The sequence below is a fragment of the Floridaenema evergladense BLCC-F167 genome (genome assembly GCF_041929205.2).
GTDB lineage: Bacteria > Cyanobacteriota > Cyanobacteriia > Cyanobacteriales > Aerosakkonemataceae > Floridanema > Floridanema evergladense.
In genome coordinates, this window is sequence record NZ_CM171625.1 from 3,078,641 (window position 1) to 3,098,602 (window position 19,962).

The following is a 19,962-nucleotide window of genomic DNA, read 5'->3' on the forward strand; positions in this document are numbered from 1 at the left end:
ATGTTGAGGTAATTATGGCAAAACCCGTAGTTCTAACCGTCGATGACGATCCAGAGGTTCTACAAGCGGTGTCACGGGACTTGCGACATCAATATGGCGATCGCTTTCGCATTGTGCGAGCAGAATCTGGCATTGCGGCACTTGAGGTAGTTCAGCAACTCAAATTGCGAAATGAAACCGTTGCTCTATTTTTGGTCGATCAACGAATGCCGCAAATGGGAGGTGTAGAGTTCATTGAACAGGCAAAAGACGTTTTTCCGGTTGCGAAACGAGTTCTGCTAACAGCCTATGCAGACACGGATGCAGCTATTCAATCGATTAATAGCGCCCGCCTGGATTACTATTTGCTTAAGCCTTGGGACCCACCCGAAGAGCGGCTTTACCCAATTTTGGATGATTTGCTGGATGACTGGATAGCAGCATTCCGTCCACCTTTTGAAGGTATTCGCGTTGTGGGTAATCGTTGGTCGCCTTTTTCCCATCAGGTGAAGGACTTTTTGGCACGAAACCAAATTCCCTATCAGTGGTTGGATATTGAGCTAGAGCCAGAGGCAGCTAAATTGGTAGAATACGCCGAAGCTGAAGGTAGACAACATCTGCCTTTGGTATTATTTCCTGATGGTTCTCGACTAATACAACCTTCTAATTTAGCGATCGCAGAGAAGCTCGGACTGAAAACCCAAGCACAACGCCCTTTTTACGATTTAGCGATCGTCGGTGGTGGGCCTGCGGGATTGGCAGCAGCGGTCTATGGCGCATCTGAAGGATTGAGTACTGTTTTGATTGAGCGAGAAGCACCAGGCGGACAGGCAGGCTCCAGTTCCCGGATTGAGAATTATCTGGGATTTCCTGTAGGCTTGAGTGGTAGCGATTTGGCAAGACGAGCCGTTACTCAGGCACGACGATTTGGGGTGGAGATTCTCACGCCTCAAGAAGTTAAAGGCGTGCGACTGCAAGACTCCTACCGGATTTTGCAACTTGCAGACAATAGCGAGATTAGCTGTCATGCTCTCCTGGTGGCAACGGGCGTTTCCTATCGTTGGCTCAATGTGCCAGGAGCCGATAAATTGACTGGGGCAGGTGTATATTATGGTGCTGCTATGACCGAGGCGATCGCCTGTACCAATGAGGACGTTTACCTAGTGGGTGGGGCAAACTCCGCTGGACAAGCAGCGATGTACTTCTCAAAATATGCCAGCAAAGTAATCATGCTGGTGCGTGGAGAATCGCTGGCTACTAGTATGTCCCAATATTTGATTGACCAGATTGCGGCAACCCAAAACATTCAAGTTTGCACCTGTTGCAGTGTAGTGGAAGTAAAGGGCGAGGAACATCTGGAAACCATTGTAATTTCTCATGCTAAGACCGGAGAAGTTGAAACTTTACCTGCGCGATCGCTGTTTATCTTCATCGGTGCCAGTCCCAAAACCGATTGGTTGGATGGCTTACTTGCCCACCCGAAAAACTGATTGCTGCTTATCATGCTTGTCTTCCGCCTGGATGGATTCGTCCTGCTGTTACTGAATTATCGGAGATTTTGATAGATTTACAGGACATACCGCCTGGTGAAATTGGCTATGAGTCTATCTTTCAATTTGTGGCTCGGTTGATAGTAGATTCAGATATTCCCTCATCAATGCAGCAAAACCTGGAAGCTTGGCTTAATTCTAAAGTTCTTAACATTCAAAAACTTTTAGATCGAGTTAACCCTCAGCCAGAGTCTAAAAATTTTTACTTGATGATTTGGCTGAAAACAGCGCCTCAAGAAATAAATCGTTACTTCGTCCGAGCTTGGTTTGCGACTCAAAGATCTGGACAACCGGGTATAAATTGGGAAAAAGAGCCGCTTTTACTGCCAAAGTTAGAAAATTTAACTTTTACATTAGGTCAAATTTCCGATGAAGTTTTGCCAACATTACTCAGAGAATGTGGGGAAAATCGTTGCGCTCAAAGCGATTTAATAATTGAATTCTTTTTACCTCACAACCTGTTTAACCATGAAGTAGATCAATGGCTAATTAAAGAATCGCTAGAATTGCCGATCGGAGTAGAATACAGAGTGGTTGTTCGTTCCGAAGAACGTCTTTCTTTACCCTATCTTCGGAAACGTAAAGAATGGGAGAAAAAGTGGCTTCAACTTAACAAATTAAGTTGCTCACCTTGTACCGAATTGTTTATATCTGGAGATTGTCACTGGAGAGAGCTTTATGTAAGATTGACAGACAAAAATAGCGAAAATATTTTGGGATGTCAGATGAGTGCTGTACCCAATCTATCTGCTCAAGGTAATGTATTTAATGCAATTTTGCAATCGGCAGCACCTGTTGCGGTATGGTTGAGACAGAATTTGGAAATTGATTGTCAAAATGCTTTAAATCAAGTACTTAATTGCAAAATTGCCGAACTACCAAATTCAGTCCAAAGCTGTCGCACAGAAGCGTTTATATCTAGCGGTGAACCTCATATTGGCACACACTTAGCATTACTTTGGGAAGATCCGCACCGCTTACCGCCTGATGTTACACCGTTATTAATGCCATAAAATTCTATCTTATGAATGACTGGAAAATTTTTCAAGGAACTAAAGAACCTCACGACGATATTGACAGTTTACCTGCTCCTCCAAGTTGGCGAAAATTTGACCAAAAACAGGATCGGGGAGCAACTTTTCAGGCGCGAAAAGAAGCGATCGATCTAGTAAATGCAGCTTTATATTTACGGCGACCTTTGTTAGTAACTGGAAAACCGGGAACAGGAAAAACATCCCTTGCTTATGCAGTTGCTCGTGAGTTAAAATTAGGAGAAGTTCTTACTTGGTCAATTAGTACCCGCACTACTTTGAAAGATGGATTATATAGTTACGATGCGATCGGTCGATTACAAGAACAAGGCAAAGATAATTTAGAAAATATTGGTAAGTATATCCGTTTGGGGCCATTATAGCGTTTCTCAAGTAGATGAGGTACAGTAACAGCAATGGGTAAACCAGTTAAAAAAATCAGTTTCATCAACGAGACTAAAAGCAGTGGCAATTGCTAAATCTAATGCTTGATAAGTTCTGGCACCGAGAGAGCGAAGGACAGTTTTCACTTTAGACCAGAAGTTCTCTATGGGGGAAAAATCAGGAGAATAAGGTGGTAAATAGATCAGTTTCGCTCCCACTGATTCAATGGCTTTTTCGACTTCTTTGCCCAGATGAATGCTGTAGTTATCCATTAATACACAAGCACCTTTCCACAGTTTTGGCACTAATTTCCTGTGAATAAATGCCTCAAATGTAATTCCATCTATCGGGCCGATTAAATTTACTGATGCTACCACTTCTTTGACTGATATAGCACCAATTATCGAAACATTTTTGCCCCGTTTATGCGGTCTAATTCCTCTGGCTCTCCGACCACGTAATCACCGAGCGTACAACCTGACCATCGCCAGATTCACCCCAGATTCATCAATAAATATCAGGTCTTCCACTTTGACATGGCGGACTTTTTCCCAGAACTCTACTCTTTTAAGTTGTACTCTTTCCGTTTCTTTTTCTGGGGGATAGAGCGTTTTTTTTTGACTGTGATGTTCAACCTTTGGGTCATTCTTCCCATTGTGGCTCGGCTCACTTCTACTCCAGTTTTTTCTTTGAGCATTCTACAGAGTTCTTCGAGTGTCGCATCATTATTGTTTTCGATTAACTCCGCTAGTATTGCTAGCTGTTCTGGGGACAATTTTAGTTGAGCGCCACCTCTATATGGTTTAGGGCTAATGTTTCCGGTTTGACGATATTGTTTGAGCAATTTTTGTACGAAACTCAAAGCTACAGAAAATTGCTCTGCCAGTTGCCGTTGTGAGATTGGCTTTGTGTGGTAACTATCGATGATTTTTTGCCTTAAATCCACTGAATAAGCTTTCATTGTCTTCCCAGAAAATATTTTTCTATTAATATACCTCATCTATTCGAGAACCGCTATAGAAGACTTATGCAAATTTAGTTCTTTATGTTTTAAAGAACTACTTTCTATCGTCTTTGCCTTAACATATAACATATTCTTCGAGCCAACAAACTTGGCAATGGACGTTTTTTAGTAACTGTACTTTCTGCTTCTGCTTCCTGCATTATATCTTCAATTTGTTGAGAGAGTATTTGTTCAATTTTTTCTTCTAAATTCTTAGCTTCATTAAGGTTAGTATAAGATAAAGCTTTGTTTAAAATGGAAGCTAGTAATTTTTTTAACATTAATTGTCTTACCTCAGTTCGTAGTTGTTTGAGCTTCAGTAACCGTGTCACTTGGTATTGAGCTTTTAATCCTATTCTTTGAGCAATTTCTACCATAGTTTGTCCTTGACAATGATAAAGATGCAGTGCAGTAGTATACTGATTTACCAGAGAATTACTTTGCTTTTCCAAAGTGGAGAGGCGGTGTTCAATGATAGTTTTTAATGCTAAATCTAAGGAATTCATAAATTCGGTTCTTCCGTACTTACTGTGCTAAATTGTTAGGGAAGTGCCAAAACAATAAAGCTCTTAATTCAAAATTACGGAAATTCCTAAAGCCAAATCCACAACGCTTGAGCAATTTCAACTTATTATTAATCTCTTCCACTATTCCGTTGGTTGTGCGATTTTCAAAATATCCCACTATTTCGGCGAACCACCGCTTGATCGTGGGGACGCTTTTTCGATAGTAATTTTGAGCTATGGCTAACCAATCAAGTAATTTTAATGTTCCTTCTCCTAAATTTTCACTTTCTTCAAATATTTGATGTAATTCTTCCTTTAATGAGTGCATTATTTCAACTAAAGGCGAAGCTCCTTTGACTTGTTCTAATTTCTCTTTTTGCTTGGGAGACAATTTATTTTCAGCTTTTAATAATGTATATTTACTACCTTTTAAGCTACTAAATAACTTAGCTCTGGCTTTAATATTTAATTCTTCTGCGGTCTTCTTTTGGTCAATTCTGGCTTGATTTAATTCTTCATGAACCATTTTTACGACATGAAATCTGTCTACTGTTACTTCTGCATTGGGGCAAATTTTGTGAATTAAAGATTTATAGTTTCCGGTCATATCTATACTTACTTCTTCTATTTGTGCCAAAACTTTTTCTCCCCACTGTCGCATAACTCTTTCTATCTCTGTCTGTTTACGTGCTGGCACTAACCCGATCAATTTATGGGTTGCTAAGTCTACTAAAACTACAATAAACTTGCCTTGGCCTTTAACCAAACTAATTTCATCTATTCCTAAAAAACGTAAATTGCTCATGTCAATAGGCAGCATAGATTTAGTAAAATAAATCACCATTGACTCTACTTCTTCCGCAGTTAATCCATTGTTATTAGCCACATTCTTAATATCACTATGTACCACCTGTTGCGTGATACTTTCTGCATATCTATGTGTAAAACTTTTCTTTCTTGGTACAAAATCTAAACTTTCGCTAAAAGGTTTTTGGCAATGTTCTAAACGTAATCGGCGGCGATTTACACTAAGAATTACCTCTCTATTACCTATTGGTAAATCTTTTACTAAATACCTTTGATTTTGATGCAACCGACGACTTGTTTGACCACATCTAGGACAATCTGCCGTTTTATTCTCTGCTTTGACAAATAAAATTAATGTATCTTCTGTTTCTTGACTCTCTTCTACTATAACTCCTGGTAAATTTAGTAACTTAGTCAATAATCTATTCTTCATATCCTAGCTCTTTTCGCACTTCCCTAATAATTTAGCACAGTAAGTACGGAAGAACCCCGATAAATCCGATGGTAACTTTCTAATAAAATAGCAGCCAACCTAATTTCCGATTGAGTAAGATGATGAAACTCTTGAAAAATTCGCTGTAATTGCTCCGAATTTGTATCATTAAGAATAGCCCAATCAGTAACTAAGTATATGCCATGCTCTATTAAGAAAACTTTTAGTTCCCGATGCTGTTTAACAAGTTTGCTTGTCCAAGTAGATAAGTTTCCTCGTTCTGGATTGTAACTTTGTAAAATCTCGCAAGCTACCGAAGTATAAAAACTTTGTTGCTGCTTAGTTGAACGTTCAATTACATCATTAAGAACTAAAGGAAATAAATCACGGCGAGTAAAACCATAATTGTTGCCAAAATTGATTTCTAATTGAATACAAACTTGCTCAATAACGCTGGAAATAAAGCAACGCAAGCATAACTCAGCAGGATGTACTGTTATGTTGTTAGTAGAAACTTCACTAGCTTGATTTACTACTAACTGGCGTTGGATGTGAGCATCTATTAAATTTTCAGTTGTAATTACATCGGGAAACATAGATGCGAAAAATGCTTTAGCAGCAGCTATTTTTTCAATCTTGCTATTTCCTGTTACATCTAGCCGGATCAGTAACCAGTACTTGGAAGTACTACTCATACTAATTTTTCCTGTCTTTAGATTAAACCCTATTTAAGAACATACACTTTATTTTTTAGCTGCTACGTACATAATTAAGCAGGGAAGATCGGTAAATTAAGTATTAAATCTTTTTCCAGTTGGTATCAAATTCACTAGCATAAGGCAATCTTACTGAGATGTTATTACCGTTTTATAGTTCTGGAGAATTCTGAGCTATGCAATAAATAAAACTTGCTTCTATTCCTGAAACTGTCAATAAAAAAATTTTTTCCTTTTTTCCCTGAAGGGGTGACAACTATGGCTAAAAGGTAGAACGGATAAGGATTTCGGCTCTTCGACCTCGCTGATAAAAAGGTCGTTTATACGGACTTAATGACATTAATTGAGTAGTTTGTTCATTCAAGAAAGCCAAAGATTCCACCCAAGCATAGCCGTGTATACCAATATAAAAGCTGCTATGACGGCGCTGAGTCCGACGTTTTTCTTTAACGCGACCGACGTATTTAACTACTCCCTTATTTTTGATTTTTTCTCCTGACATAATCGAAGTGGTGTAAGCTAAAGTAATCAATATAATTAAGGCAATTAAGCGGTCACCAGAGATACCTGTTGATTCTAAATTGTAGCCACCGCTTTTATAATCTCGCTCACATTTCTTCGATTCCAAATCGTCTTTGGTAAGCCGATAAAGCTAGTTTCAAATCTGCGAAATTCGTCAAGATAAACCAAGCTTCTTCCGCGGAAATGCCGCGATAGTTTCGTTTCCATTTAGCGGCAATATTGGCTTGATCAAACCCTGGCTCTCCCGTACTTACGGTGATAAATTTTGCTAATCAGTTTGGGTTTTAGCTTGATTAGTGGGGATCTCAACGATCTGAGGTTAATAAGTTAGTTTTTGTACCTCTGATAAAGCTAAAGTCCAAATACCACAATCTTTAGGAATCATTTATTAGGTTTTTTTATCACTTCAAGTAGGGGAGAGCCGAATTTTTAATGCGTGCGGCATTAAAAGTTAATAATATTAGAGAAGATTTGGGTAAAGTTGGCCCAGTGATTGCCCAACAGGTAGAAGAGGCGATGTTAGGATATCGCACAAATTTAGATACTAGCAAAGCAGAACGAGAATCGGAACCTGTGCGGCGAATGTTGAAATTTGAGCGAAAGGTAAGAGAACAAATTGATAAACTGCGGGAACAGTTAAACGAAACTCGGCAAAATTTGCGGTTAACTCCAGATAATATTGAAGCAATCCCCATACAAAAGAGATTCGTGCGATCGCATTTGACCCAGAATTATGTCAAGGTAGAGATGATATCGTCTTGGCGCATTTAAACCATCGCTTAGTACAAATGTGTTTGCGTTTGTTGCGTGCAGAAGTATGGTCTGAGGAGGGAAGAAAAGGTTTAAATCGAGTTACGGCGAGGTTAGTTTCTGCTAGTTCTGGATTAGAAACACCTGCTGTCGTTGCTTATGGTAGATTGGTGATTTTAGGAAGCGACCAACAGCGGTTACATGAAGAAGTAATTACAGCGGGTGGAGTGTTGAAAGATGGGAGATTTACTCGATTGAAAGTGATGCAATTGCAAGCGGCGTTAAGCAGCAATTCTCATTTTGAAATAAACAGAGTATTAACCTCCATTTTGAAATTCAAAATATAGTACAAAATAACTAGTTTTTTAGAGAGAGGCGATGCTTGCGGCGAGCGAAGCTATGGCTAAAAAACATTTGACCCAATAAATCAAGTATAAATACTCAATTTATTGGCGGGAATTGGCTAACAACGAAGGGGGAAAGTCAGGAAAATAGTTCGGTTTTGAGAAAAGAAAATTCAACGGAAATAAAAATTTATAATTATTGTCAGCTAAGGTAAAATTGGTGAGCTAGCATCCTCAACTCGCGTCAAATTATTCCAAGATGACCCAAAAAGCAGCGACCCTTGAAATTTCTGAATTAATCCAATTTCTCCGTGAAGAATTACATGACTTACCCGATGAAAGGAAGCCGGGAAATAATACCAAATATCGGGTAGAAGATGCAGTGATGGCGGCGTTTTCAGTGTTTTTTACGCAGTCACCATCTTTTTTAGACCATCAACGTTTAATGAAAAGCAATAAGGGAAAAGATAATGCTGAAAGTTTATTTTCAATTGGGAAAATTCCCGGAGATAATCAAATAAGAAACCTGTTAGATCCAGTGCCAGCAACTACTCTGTCTATGACTTTTCAAAAAGTCTATCAATGGTTAGAGTCAAAGGGAGTTTTGAACAAGTTCCTCTACTTAAATGGAGGAATTTTAGTGGCGTTAGATGGCACAGAATATTTTTCATCATCAAAAATTAATTGCCCTCATTGTAATTGTCGTAATCATCGAAATGGAACGACAACTTATTTTCATGGCTGTGTCACACCTATAGTGGTTTCTCCTAATCAAAAACAAGTAATTAATTTAGAACCAGAATTTATTAAAAAACCCGATGGATATCAAAAGCAAGATTGTGAAAATGCGGCGGTAAAAAGATGGTTAAATAAAAATAATCAAAATAAGTATGGTTATCCTGTAACCCTTTTAGGGGATGACTTATATTCTCACCAACCTATTTGTGAATTAGCTCTAAAACAAGGGTATAATTTTATTTTTGTTTGTCTGGAAAATTCACATAAAACTTTATATGAATGGCTAGAGTTTTTAGAAAGAAGTGGAGAAGTTACCACCGTTGAAAAGAAACAATGGTCTGGGCGAAAAAATCTAATTTATCGTTATCGTTATGCTTCTAGAGTTCCCTTAAAAGATGAAGACTCAAGTCTGGAAGTTAATTGGTGCGAAGTGACTGTTATTGAGGAGAAAACACAGAAAATTATCTACCAAAATAATTGGATCACTAATCATAAAATCACTGAAAATAATGTTGAAGAAATTGTCAAAGCTGGGCGCAGCAGATGGAAAGTTGAGAACGAAGGCAATAACGTTCTGAAAAATCACGGCTATAATTTAGAGCATAACTTTGGTCATGGTCAAAATCATTTGTGCGAGTTCTTATTGTCTTTGAATTTACTAGCTTTTTTATTTCATACTGTTTTGGATTTAGTTAATTACACCTATCAAAAGATTCGTGAGCTATTAGTAACTCGGACTTCTTTCTTTAATGATATTCGTACCCTATTAAAATTTATTTGGTTTCCGAGTTGGGTGGAGTTGTTCTCATTTATTCTCACCGAATATGTCCCATTAAAAAAAGTAAATTCTAGTTAAAAATGTCAATATATTGAAAGAGGAACTGAAAGTTATTTATGAAAAAAAACTAAAAAGTTGTTGAGAATTTCATCGGGATTTATCAGTTGAAATCGATTTTTTATGGACAAATTTCTGAAAATCTGTCTATCTTCAGCATCGGATGATAATTATCTGTCAAAAAACAATGCTTCGACAGAAGTTCTCTATTTAAGTAAGGGAATTTTCTCTGATTTTCTTTCAAAATGAGAATTGCTGGGCGTTAAGTTCAATTTTACCGAAAGTGCCACCAGAAGATATAATCGAAAAAGCGGTAAAACTTTGGCCTAGTTACAAAGATGAATTACTGAAGAGTTTGCAGGTGCGAATGAGTGAGAGAACTGCTAGTTTGCAGAAAGATTTACAAAACCGTGCTGATAAAGAAGTAGCGGATATTACGGCTATTTTAACTGAATTGCAGCGTAGTATTGAAAGAGAATTGGCAGAACCGGAATTTAAACAATTGGAGTTATTTAATACAGAAGAGAAATCACAGTTTGAGCGAAATGTCAATAGTTTGAGGTTGAGACTTGAGCAAATACCAGGAGAGATTGAACAGGAAACTGCGGTGATTCGAGCTAGGTTTAAAGACCCAACTCCCCGTTTATTCCCCTTAGCAGTAACTTACCTCATTCCTCAAAAGTTGGTGCGTTAATTCACATCCTTTATTTAGGAGTATTTTATGTCTTCTCCATTTCCAGGTATGAATCCTTATTTAGAAAATCCTATATTTTGGTCAGAAGTACATAATCGATTAATTGTGAATCTAGCCGACTCCTTAGCACCCCTAATTCCTCCTCAGTATCGGGTGGCTATTGAGCAGCGCACTTATTTAAGCGATGAGTCAGATTCCGTTTTAGTAGGAATTCCTGATGTTGCTGTATTTTCTCAAAATAAGGTAACTAAACCAACCTCATCAACAGTAACTTTTGCTTCTACCTCTGAAGTGGTAACAGTGAGAATGCCTGTACCTGAAAATGTCAAGGAAAGTTATTTAGAAATCCGAGAAGTCGCCACCAGTTATGTCGTGACAGCAGTAGAAATTCTATCTCCTAAGAATAAACGTGCAGGTGAGGGGAGAAAAGCTTACGAACGGAAGCGAAAACAAGTGTTAGCGAGTACCACCCACTTAGTAGAAATTGATTTGCTGCGAGGGGGGAAGCCGATGCTATTTTTAGGCGAAGTACCTCTCTTAGATTATCGAATTTTGGTTAGTCGAGGCGATCGCCGTCCTCTAGCCCAATTATATAATTTTAGTGTGCGAGAAGCGATTCCCTCCTTTCCCTTACCGTTGCAGTCAGAGGATACGGAACCTCTCGTGGATTTGCAAGCTTTGTTAAGTGGCGTATATGAACGTGCAAGATACAACTTAGCCATAGATTATAGCCAAGAGCCAGTCCCACCCTTGAAGGAAGAGGACGCAGTTTGGGCAGATACACTCTTGCGAGAACAAAGACTGCGAAACAATTAAAGATAGCCGAAAAAACAAGAATAATCAAAAAAGGCGGGGGCAGAAAACCTTCCCTACCAGTAGCAGAGCAAATATTGTTAACCTTAGTTTACCTACATCATTTACCAACATTTGGGTGCAGGAGATACTGCAAGAATGGGAATTAGTAGTAGATAGCTGGGAACAAGTCAGAGAAAGACCTCAAGAGTATGAAGAGCAGAAAAAGTATTACTCAGGAAAGAAGAAAAGCCATACCCGAAAAAATCAGATAATTGTACCAGGAAAAAAGTCGGAAATTGTAGATGTAATAGTGGGAAAACCAGGGCCAGATAGTGATATAAACCTCTTTAGACAGAGACAGTCACAATTCGCCGAAAATCAAAAGTTTAAAGGCGACAAAGGTTACGTAGGCGAAAAACAAATAAAAACTCCACATAAAAGAAAGAAGAAACAAGAATTAACCCCAGAACAAAAACAAGAAAATAAAAAATTATCCAGCCAACGTATTGTCGTAGAACACGCAATTAGATTAATCAAAATCTTCCGAATTGCACAGGAAAGATTTCGGTTGAGGCCGTCACATTATGAACAAGTAATTTTGACAGTGTGTGGCTTAGTTCGTTTACGACTTGGCACAATAATACTACCAATAAAATCAGCGATTAGCAGCGGATGAATAGTAGTGCAACTATCTTTATCTTTGAGGTCTAAACTAACTCAAACTAACTCAAAGCCTGATAAATTCAAATTAAGCGGCAGCAATTTCTTCATGGCTTGGGAACTGCCAAATCCTTCCTGGCTAATGCTTTCGTAATTTTTGGAGATGTCTAATGAACTTGTTCCTCTCGCCAATGCTATCAACACTGAAAAAGCCCGTTCTGAGTTAATTATTGCCCCGGTTTTACTAGAAGTACGACGACATTTTAACTTCCAAGTTGGCTTTTTTAGCGGTACAGAATTTAATGTAGATTCAACCCTTGGACTCAGCGGTTACTGTGATTATATTCTCACCGCTTCTCAAGAAATATACGAAATTTCTGCCCCAGTTATTACCCTAGTAGAAGCAAAAAACGAAAATATTAAAAGTGGATTGGGACAATGTATTGCTGAAATGGTTGCTGCTCAACGTTTTAACCAACAAAAAGAAACTTCAATTAACACGATTTATGGAGCAGTAACAACAGGAATGGTTTGGAAATTTCTTAAACTAGAAAACCAAACGGTCTTTATCGACTTAAATGATTATTTTATTAAAGAAATTGATAAAATATTAGGAATACTATCAGCACCATTCAACTATTACTTATCAAATAAAAATGCCCTTTGAATTAACCCACAAACCAACTTTCACTTTAATAAATTAATTTAATGGTCGATCGAGCGTCGTCTCTTTCATCCTGCTGCTTTTAGCCCACTCCATAATCACTCATTTCCCGCATGAAAGGAGGATAAAAACCTAATACAATATCTTGTTTTGGTACACCTAAATTAACTAAATCCGCTGCAATATCATGTTCTGTTGAATTGTAAAAAATCCAGATTTTCTCATTGCGAATATCAAGATGTATTATACAATCATGCACCCAGCGTTTATGTTGCCAACCCAGATGCACAATTTGATAGTGGTTTCGCTGTGTATCAAAGATAGTTTCAACTTCAATATCACCATAAGCTGGCTTAACTTCTGCATAATCCATCAATAATTGCTGGACAATTTGCTGATAGCTGGTTAATTTATCTGTTAGTCCTTCCATTGTAAAATTTGCTCCAATTCAATATCGTAAATAATTATTTTTACGGAATTTTCTTGCAGCATTGATGCTGGAAAATCAAGTTGAAAGAAGCTATTATAAACTAGATCGGGTATGGCTAGATAGAGAATGCGATCGGGTTCTTCACGACGTAATGCAGCCCGATAGTTAATAAATTGCCCCAGTGCTGTATGAAACTCGGAAATTGCCGATGCACTAGCCAAAAAACTTTTGACTTCTACCGCAATTTTCTCATTTCCTCGCTCTGCTGCCAGTAATCGTTCTGCCCCCAAGTCAATTTCCATGTCTACACCACCTACTTTTATTTTAAGTGGATCATGAGTAACATTCCACCCATCCTTAGTAAGAGCAGTTTTAACAACTTGATGAAAACGATCTTTAGCCACAATAGACGATTCGATCTAGAGGTGCAATTTAAAACTATCACATTTACTGAAAGATGGTGCGTTACGGCTATGCCTAACGCACCCTACATATTTAAATGTGGTATTATACTAAAAGACTATTGCTAAATTATTCAAATATTACGAAACATTGCTATATATGAATATTATTCTACTTCCTGCTGTACTCCCTGGTGATTTAGATCTTGCTGCTATTAACCAACAGTTAAAAAATAAGACTGCTCAATTAGATTGGAGTAGCGTAGTTTCTGCACCAGAACGACATCTCGCCATCTTACTAGAAGGATTAAATTTAGTAAACGATGCGGAAGTGCTAGATTTAGAAACCAGCACTATGTCCGATACGATCGCTGCGGAAATTATCCGCTTTTTTAATAACCAACAGAAAAAAACTAAAAAACTTAACCGTCAAAAACCTTCTCAAAGTAATCCTATAAGTGCCAAACAAGGCAATCTTTTTGAAACTCAATTCGTTCCTTCTGAAACTCAGGAAACAGAAGGACAGGGAAAACTTTTAGAAATGCAATTTGTTCCTGTCATTAGTCACGACAATGTAGAAGAATCCCAGTCTATAACACCCAATCTAGAACCTCCTCAACCTTCTATCCTACCTCCACAAAGCTATTATCAAATTCGGGCAGAATTAGAACAAGCAGTACTAGATGATTTACTTGGGCCTGCGGGGGGAGAATATGAAGAAATAGATGAAATGCGAGTTAGCGATCGCTATTTAGTCGGATTAGTTGCACCTACACAACGTCAAATTACCCCGGAAGAACGAGAAGAAACGCCAGAACAAATGGATGAATTAGCGGTTTCTGGTAGCGGTACTTTAGAAGAAGGAACAACAGAAAATAATATTCCTCTTGCTGATAAAATGTTTCCTTCGGCATTGGGAATGACATTTTGTGTTGAGGGAAATGCCAAAGCAATTAAAGTTACAGCAGGATGGGGACAATACGAAAAAGACAAAAGTGAATCTGTGCAAACTCCCACAGGGGAAGCAAAAACCCTTTGGCGGCGCTATCCAATTAAAGGTGTATCACCAAATATTAATTTGCAGGTGGGTGCGATCGATCCTTGACAAATAAATCCAGAAAAAGAAGTATTTGTCCAAGGTCAAATTCGCAAACAAGGGGAAGATTGGATAAGCTGTTAAGCATTTAAATAGGGTAAAATGGAAAAGCCAATAGAGCCAAGTGGGTGGGGAAATGCCAGCAAAGAATCATCTGAACTTAGAACAAGTAGAGAAGCTACAAAAAGCCCTGAAAGAAGAAGAAGATGGAAATATTAGAGAAAGAATCTTGATATTACTGTTGCTAAATGATGGAAAAACTCAAGCTAAAATAGCGGAATTTGTGGGCTGTTCAATAAATAAAGTATCTTATTGGTGTGTACATGGAGACCCAGATAATCTAGAAAGCCTAGTCGATGAAAGGATGAAGGGGAATCATCAAAAAGCCACAGATAAATATAGAGAAATATTATTAGAGACAGTAGATAAAGAACCCAAAGAATTAGGATACGAATTTGGCAGATGGACGGCACAAAGGTTAGCGACATATTTAGCAGAAACGACAGGAATAAAATTAAGTGGTTCGCAAGTTAGGAGAATATTAGAGCAAAAAAAGTTCGTTTACCTCTGGGCAAAGTACAGCTTGGAGGGAAAGCGAGAACCGGAAAAAAGAAAAGCATTTAAAAAGAAAATAGCCGAATATTTAAAAATCGAAAAAGAGCATCCAGAACGTTTACAGGTATGGTTTTGGGACGAAAGCGGTTTTAGTTTAAGAGTGATGAGAAGAAAGAATTGGTGTAAGAAAGGTAGACGAAAAGAGGTGAGAGGAGAGCGAAGAAAGGGTCGGATTAATGTAATGGGAGGACTGAGGTATTCCGACAAGAAAAGGTTTGTAGAATTTCTCGATAAAAGCAATTCGGAAAGTTTTTATCAAGTGCTAAAACTGTTTTATCAAGAATTGATTGCTGAATGGGTAGCCGCTGGCAATGAAGCCAAGGAATTTGCGGAAAAAGGAGCCAAAATAGTGATAATTCTGGACAATGCTAGTTTTCCCAAAAAGGCAGAATATCTCCAGAAAATTGCCGCCGAAATGCCCAATATTCATTTAGAATTCCTCCCGAAATATAGCCCGGATTATAACTTAATTGAATTAGTTTGGCATTCAGCCAAAGAATTTATTGCCCATCGATTATTTAAATCAATAGAAGAATTAGAATATTTATTGCATAAACTTTTAAATGAAGGAGAATTAATTATTAAATGGGGGCGAAAACTTAAAAATAAAGGTAATGCTCTTATCACTATTTAAATGCTTAACAGCTTACCGTCCCAACCTGATACCATCAAGACAAAATTGTTGCGATCGCGATCGATAATCAATTTACTTTCAATTTCCCCATGACTGTAAGGAATCCGATCGCCAGCCGGAAAAACTCGTCAGTTATTGTCCACCCATCTTTTAAGAACGCAAATAGCGCCAGGTGTAAGCCATCTTGCGACGAGAAATCGGTGAATAAGTTTGAAGATTAGGTGGATAACGAAAAAAGAATCCGCTAACTTGAGGGTGTTAGTAGAACAATCATCAGGAACTAATATCAATACTCAAGTTTGGCAAGGTGATGGAATCAGTGGCAATACTTTGCTCAATCCAACTGGTGTGAACAATATTTATACGAATGGCAGAAAACTAAAGTTATCTTTGCTATTATTTAAAAGTATGAATATTGCCTAACTGCGGGAGAAAAACAAAAATCATGTCAGCAGTAATTTCTCCTAACTTAACGATTCCTCCTTTAGAGAACGGAGATCAACTAACCCGTGTAGAATTTGAACGCCGTTATAATGCAATGCCACATATAAAAAAAGCGGAATTAATTGAAGGAGTTGTCTACATGGCATCAGCCTTAAGATTTAAAAGTCATGGGAAACCTCATGGTTACATGATGACATGGCTGGGTACTTATGAAGCTGCTACTCCAGGTGTAGAATTTGGGGACAATTCTACAGTGCGTCTTGATGCGGATAATGAACCGCAACCTGATGGTTTACTGAGAATTGAACAGGGGGGACAATCAACGATTAGTGAAGATGATTATGTCGAAGGTGCGCCAGAATTAATCGTAGAAATTGCTGCCAGCACTGTGTCAATTGATTTTAACCAAAAATTGAAAGTTTATCGTCGCAATCAAGTCCAAGAATATTTAATTTGGCGAGTTTTAGATAGTGAATTTGATTGGTTTAGATTAAATGCCGGAGAATACATTAAACTTGAACCTGATAGTAATCACATAATTTATTCACAAGTTTTCCCTGGTTTGTGGTTAGATAAAGCAGCGTTATTAGCCGGAAATTTAGCGAAAGTTTTAGAGGTTTTGCAACAAGGTTTGGCAAGTCAAGAACATCAAGATTTTGTGCAACAATTAGCTCAGGAGTAGATGGCGATCGCACATTCCCCAAGATAACTTTGAGGCTCTCCCTTGCCGATGACTTAAATCTTCTGGCTTTTATGGCAACTTACCTCAATCCTTGCTGTTGCAATCTCTCGTTTACCCAAGCCAAATCCGGTTCTGATAAAGCAGGAATGGGGGGGCGGCGGTAATCAATCCTTAAGTCATAACTTCCCTGGTCATAAATTTCATCTAGTAATAGCTTTAAGTCGATCGCTGGTTCAGGTTCACCAGCTTTCAAGGGTACAGGAAATTGAGGAATCGAATCTGGCAAATTAAATCCATATAGAGAAGCTTTGGGACGAATTTCGCTATGACTGACCATAATTCGATAATGACTTTGAGGTTGTCCGATCATTGACATCGGGTTTCCCTGACGTAGCAAATCAATTTCCACCAAATGAGTCGCACTAGCTAAAATTTTCAGCCTTTTGGTTTCGTATTGTAGCCGTCCAATGCCTAGTTGTTTATTTTTGGGAGAAAGTACTTCAATAATGGTGACTACTTCTTCTGTTTCTACAGCCCGAATTTCTAAGTATGCTTCGGTAAGAATCTCTGGTAAAGGCAGGATCACTTCGACTGGCTCGGTTGAGGGAGCAACTGCTAGATTGGATTCATTCGATCGCGCTAAAGAAAGCGAATTTTGTAGCGAGACATCTGGCACACCTACCAACAAAGCGGTATCCCCATTAGCTTCATATACCCGCTCTTCGATCGCCACAATATATTTTGGGCGAATCTTCGGAGCCAGGTAATTTGCGATCGCACTAATCAATCGATGATGAATTCCTGCCCAAAGTGAGGGATGCTCTAAATAAGGATTCATTCCGAGAAAGGGTGAAGGCACGATCGACACTCTCTGCTAGTGCAATTAATCAGGGCTGCTTTCATCTATCTTTTATCTTAAGCGATCGCATTTTCCCCAAGATTATTTTTATCAGAATGCGATCGCACTATTTGTAAGGTGCGTTACCACCGAACCATTGTAGAGACGTTGTATACAACGTCTCTACCTCTACAATCTTTTTTGGAGATATCTATTCAAGATTCTTTAGATTCATCAACAAAAAACCAATCCTCATCCAATGCTTGTTCTAGAGAAATATGAGCATCTTTCGGTAGTGAAAACAACTGAGAAACAGACTTAACCGCTACAGGATAAGCTTTGGCATACATCGCTTCCAGTTCCGGCTTTAAACTAGGACTATCTTCTAAACGATGTTGAATTTGAGCCCGAAAATTGACAATTTCAGCAGCCCAGTGTTTCCCAGAGCGCTCTTTTTCATCTTGCCAATAGGATAATTTAAGCAGATGTTCTAATAAACGGGTTAAAAGACTCAACATCGCCCGTCTATCACTTTTCCCCATACTTTCTAACTCTTCAATTAAACTATCCCAATCAACCCGATCAAAATTCCGTTCGCGTAATTGGTTGACCGTTTCTTTAATCCATTCTTGATAGTCTGCGATCGTCATTTTTAGTTCCTTTTGCAGGCGACGACACTGAAAGAGTTACCCTAATTCTAACACTTGGACTGCCAGAAAAACTGGTTCTTTCCCAACTGCTGACAATGAATTGTTACCAAATTTAACCTGACTCCCCCTGGTGCTATCATTTATAAAGTATGATTATTGCCTAACTTCAGGAGAAAAATCAAACATGATATCAGCAACAATTTCTCCTAAATTAACTATTCCTCCCTTAGAAAACGGAGATCAACTAACCCGTGTTGAATTTGAGCGTCGCTATTCTGCTATGCCCGATCGGAAAAAAGCAGAATTAATTGAAGGAGTAGTTTATATGGCATCGCCTTTGCGAGTGCAAGGTCATGGAGAACCCCATTCTGATATTATGACTTGGCTGGGAGTTTATAAAGCCGCAACACCAGGATTAATGTCTGCTGATAATACCACTGTCCGTCTTGATCCTGATAATGAACCCCAACCAGATGCACTATTAAGAATTAAGATAGGTGGACAATCAACAATTAGCGAAGATGATTATGTCGAAGGTGCGCCAGAACTAATCGCAGAAATTGCTGCTAGCAGTGTTTCCATTGATGTAAATCAAAAGCTCAAGGTTTATCGTCGTAATCAAGTACAAGAATATTTAGTTTGGCGAGTTTTAGATAATGAATTTGATTGGTTTAGATTAAATGCCGGAGAATATATTAAACTGGAATCTGATAGTAATGGGATAATTTATTCGCAAGTTTTCCCTGGATTGTGGTTAGATAAAGCGGCTTTATTAGCGGGAAATTTAGCGAAAGTTTTAGAAGTATTACAACAAGGTTTGGCAAGTCAAGAACATCAAGATTTTGTGCAACAATTGGCTAAGGAATAGATGGCGATCGCCAGAATATCCGATGCAACAGATCGCACATTCCCCAAGATAACTTTGATTCCCAATCCGATCAAGATTGGATGAATTTCGTAGCAGAAAGCTGAAGTTAGATTTGCTATCATTTATAAAGTATGATTATTGCCTAACTTCGGGAGAAAAATCAAACATGATATCAGCAACAATTTCTCCTAAATTAACTATTCCTCCCTTAGAAAACGGAGATCAACTAACCCGTGTTGAATTTGAGCGTCGCTATTCTGCTATGCCCGATCGGAAAAAAGCAGAATTAATTGAAGGAGTAGTTTATATGGCATCGCCTTTGCGAATCACCAATCATGGAAACCCTCACGCTCGAATCATGACGTGGTTAGGATATTATTGGTCGGGTACACCAGGAATTGAATTGGGGGATAATACTACAGTACGTCTCGATTTAGATAACGAACCTCAACCTGATGCACTACTGAGAATTGAAGTCGGTGGACAATCTACTATTAGTCAGGATGGCTATGTCGAAGGTGCGCCAGAATTAATCGTAGAAATTGCTGCCAGCACTGTGTCAATTGATTTTAACCAAAAACTCAAGGTTTATCGTCGTAATGGGGTACAAGAATATTTAGTCTGGCGAGTTGATGATAGTGAATTTGATTGGTTTAGATTAAATGCCGGAGAATATATTAAACTGGAATCTGATAGCAATGGGATTATTTATTCGCAAGTTTTCCCTGGATTGTGGTTAGATAAAGCAGCGTTATTAGTGGGAAATTTAGCGAAAGTTTTAGAGGTTTTGCAACAGGGTTTGGCAAGTCAAGAACATCAAGATTTTGTGCAACAATTGGCTAAGGGTTAGAAGCACGATCGCACTTTCCCCAAGATAATTTTGATTCCCAATC

Annotated in this window: 20 protein-coding genes and 4 pseudogenes; 15 read left to right on the forward strand and 9 right to left on the reverse strand. The window is 38.4% G+C overall.

The window, feature by feature from the left end; genetic code table 11:
- Positions 1–14: 14 nt before the first annotated feature.
- The 3 genes and pseudogenes from ACE1CA_RS14960 to ACE1CA_RS14970 form a co-directional block, all read left to right on the forward strand.
- The gene (locus ACE1CA_RS14960; protein WP_413279247.1) at positions 15–1,469 is read left to right on the forward strand and encodes an FAD-dependent oxidoreductase; all 1,455 of its coding nucleotides are present in this window, start codon (positions 15–17) and stop codon (positions 1,467–1,469) included.
- Positions 1,433–2,542 (forward strand): VMAP-C domain-containing protein, encoded by a 1,110-nt coding sequence (locus tag ACE1CA_RS14965; RefSeq protein ID WP_413279246.1) that lies wholly within the window; start codon positions 1,433–1,435, stop codon positions 2,540–2,542. The genes ACE1CA_RS14960 and ACE1CA_RS14965 overlap by 37 nt, the downstream gene beginning before the upstream one ends.
- A gap of 11 nt (positions 2,543–2,553) precedes the next feature.
- Positions 2,554–2,940 (forward strand): annotated as a pseudogene (locus ACE1CA_RS14970) (AAA family ATPase); the annotation flags it as partial.
- Positions 2,941–2,949: 9 nt separating this feature from the next.
- On the opposite strand, the pseudogene ACE1CA_RS14975 reads toward ACE1CA_RS14970, so the two are convergent.
- From ACE1CA_RS14975 to ACE1CA_RS14995, 5 genes and pseudogenes are all read right to left on the reverse strand, one after another.
- Positions 2,950–3,905: pseudogene (locus ACE1CA_RS14975) on the reverse strand (IS630 family transposase).
- A 104-nt stretch (positions 3,906–4,009) separates the two neighbouring features.
- On the reverse strand, positions 4,010–4,453 hold the full coding sequence (locus ACE1CA_RS14980; protein ID WP_413279245.1) for a hypothetical protein: 444 nt from the start codon (positions 4,451–4,453) through the stop codon (positions 4,010–4,012).
- Positions 4,454–4,472: 19 nt separating this feature from the next.
- A complete protein-coding gene (locus tag ACE1CA_RS14985) occupies positions 4,473–5,693 on the reverse strand; it encodes an ISL3 family transposase (protein ID WP_486517910.1) in 1,221 nt (406 codons plus the stop codon).
- A 23-nt stretch (positions 5,694–5,716) separates the two neighbouring features.
- Positions 5,717–6,388, reverse strand: coding sequence for a hypothetical protein (locus ACE1CA_RS14990; protein ID WP_413279243.1), 672 nt, complete (start codon positions 6,386–6,388; stop codon positions 5,717–5,719).
- A gap of 283 nt (positions 6,389–6,671) precedes the next feature.
- Complete coding sequence (locus ACE1CA_RS14995; protein WP_413279242.1) at positions 6,672–7,037, reverse strand: hypothetical protein; 366 nt, start codon at positions 7,035–7,037, stop codon at positions 6,672–6,674.
- A 308-nt stretch (positions 7,038–7,345) separates the two neighbouring features.
- Between ACE1CA_RS14995 and ACE1CA_RS15000 the strand changes: the two are divergent.
- The 6 genes and pseudogenes from ACE1CA_RS15000 to ACE1CA_RS15025 form a co-directional block, all read left to right on the forward strand.
- Positions 7,346–7,971 (forward strand): annotated as a pseudogene (locus ACE1CA_RS15000) (DISARM system SNF2-like helicase DrmD); the annotation flags it as partial.
- 313 nt (positions 7,972–8,284) lie between these two features.
- Positions 8,285–9,533: pseudogene (locus ACE1CA_RS15005) on the forward strand (ISNCY family transposase).
- Between the two features lie 348 nt (positions 9,534–9,881).
- Positions 9,882–10,292, forward strand: a complete 411-nt coding sequence (locus ACE1CA_RS15010; protein WP_413281001.1) for a hypothetical protein — start codon at positions 9,882–9,884, stop codon at positions 10,290–10,292.
- A gap of 27 nt (positions 10,293–10,319) precedes the next feature.
- Positions 10,320–11,108: a DUF4058 family protein gene (locus ACE1CA_RS15015; protein WP_413281002.1), complete on the forward strand. Its 789-nt coding sequence runs from the start codon at positions 10,320–10,322 to the stop codon at positions 11,106–11,108.
- 115 nt (positions 11,109–11,223) lie between these two features.
- Positions 11,224–11,763 (forward strand): HARBI1 family protein, encoded by a 540-nt coding sequence (locus ACE1CA_RS15020; RefSeq protein WP_486517658.1) that lies wholly within the window; start codon positions 11,224–11,226, stop codon positions 11,761–11,763.
- 147 nt (positions 11,764–11,910) lie between these two features.
- The gene (locus ACE1CA_RS15025) at positions 11,911–12,414 is read left to right on the forward strand and encodes a hypothetical protein (protein ID WP_413278110.1); all 504 of its coding nucleotides are present in this window, start codon (positions 11,911–11,913) and stop codon (positions 12,412–12,414) included.
- Positions 12,415–12,493: 79 nt separating this feature from the next.
- Here the strand turns inward: ACE1CA_RS15025 and ACE1CA_RS15030 are convergent, their stop codons facing one another.
- Positions 12,494–12,841 (reverse strand): XisI protein, encoded by a 348-nt coding sequence (locus ACE1CA_RS15030; protein WP_413278111.1) that lies wholly within the window; start codon positions 12,839–12,841, stop codon positions 12,494–12,496.
- Positions 12,829–13,245: an element excision factor XisH family protein gene (locus ACE1CA_RS15035; protein ID WP_413278112.1), complete on the reverse strand. Its 417-nt coding sequence runs from the start codon at positions 13,243–13,245 to the stop codon at positions 12,829–12,831. The genes ACE1CA_RS15030 and ACE1CA_RS15035 overlap by 13 nt, the downstream gene beginning before the upstream one ends.
- Positions 13,246–13,402: 157 nt before the next feature.
- Between ACE1CA_RS15035 and ACE1CA_RS15040 the strand changes: the two genes are divergently transcribed.
- The 4 genes from ACE1CA_RS15040 to ACE1CA_RS15055 all read left to right on the forward strand — a co-directional run bounded on the left by ACE1CA_RS15040 (position 13,403) and on the right by ACE1CA_RS15055 (position 16,713).
- Positions 13,403–14,347, forward strand: a complete 945-nt coding sequence (locus ACE1CA_RS15040) for a hypothetical protein (protein ID WP_413278113.1) — start codon at positions 13,403–13,405, stop codon at positions 14,345–14,347.
- 127 nt (positions 14,348–14,474) lie between these two features.
- Positions 14,475–15,587 carry an IS630 family transposase gene (locus ACE1CA_RS15045; protein ID WP_486517912.1) on the forward strand — a complete coding sequence of 371 codons (1,113 nt, stop codon included), beginning with the start codon at positions 14,475–14,477 and terminating at the stop codon, positions 15,585–15,587.
- A 255-nt stretch (positions 15,588–15,842) separates the two neighbouring features.
- Positions 15,843–16,010 carry a hypothetical protein gene (locus ACE1CA_RS15050; protein WP_413276052.1) on the forward strand — a complete coding sequence of 56 codons (168 nt, stop codon included), beginning with the start codon at positions 15,843–15,845 and terminating at the stop codon, positions 16,008–16,010.
- 22 nt (positions 16,011–16,032) lie between these two features.
- Positions 16,033–16,713, forward strand: a complete 681-nt coding sequence (locus tag ACE1CA_RS15055; RefSeq protein WP_413276053.1) for a Uma2 family endonuclease — start codon at positions 16,033–16,035, stop codon at positions 16,711–16,713.
- A gap of 79 nt (positions 16,714–16,792) precedes the next feature.
- Here ACE1CA_RS15055 and ACE1CA_RS15060 read toward each other — a convergent pair whose 3' ends face one another.
- Both ACE1CA_RS15060 and ACE1CA_RS15065 read right to left on the reverse strand, forming a co-directional pair.
- Positions 16,793–17,572 carry a DUF4058 family protein gene (locus ACE1CA_RS15060; protein ID WP_486517914.1) on the reverse strand — a complete coding sequence of 260 codons (780 nt, stop codon included), beginning with the start codon at positions 17,570–17,572 and terminating at the stop codon, positions 16,793–16,795.
- Between the two features lie 194 nt (positions 17,573–17,766).
- Positions 17,767–18,201 carry a DUF29 domain-containing protein gene (locus ACE1CA_RS15065; RefSeq protein WP_413275370.1) on the reverse strand — a complete coding sequence of 145 codons (435 nt, stop codon included), beginning with the start codon at positions 18,199–18,201 and terminating at the stop codon, positions 17,767–17,769.
- Positions 18,202–18,385: 184 nt separating this feature from the next.
- Here ACE1CA_RS15065 and ACE1CA_RS15070 point away from each other — a divergent pair, with 184 nt between their 5' ends.
- On the forward strand, positions 18,386–19,069 hold the full coding sequence (locus ACE1CA_RS15070) for a Uma2 family endonuclease (RefSeq protein WP_486517916.1): 684 nt from the start codon (positions 18,386–18,388) through the stop codon (positions 19,067–19,069).
- A gap of 166 nt (positions 19,070–19,235) precedes the next feature.
- On the forward strand, positions 19,236–19,919 hold the full coding sequence (locus tag ACE1CA_RS15075) for a Uma2 family endonuclease (protein ID WP_486517918.1): 684 nt from the start codon (positions 19,236–19,238) through the stop codon (positions 19,917–19,919).
- The last annotated feature ends 43 nt before the right edge of the window (positions 19,920–19,962 follow it).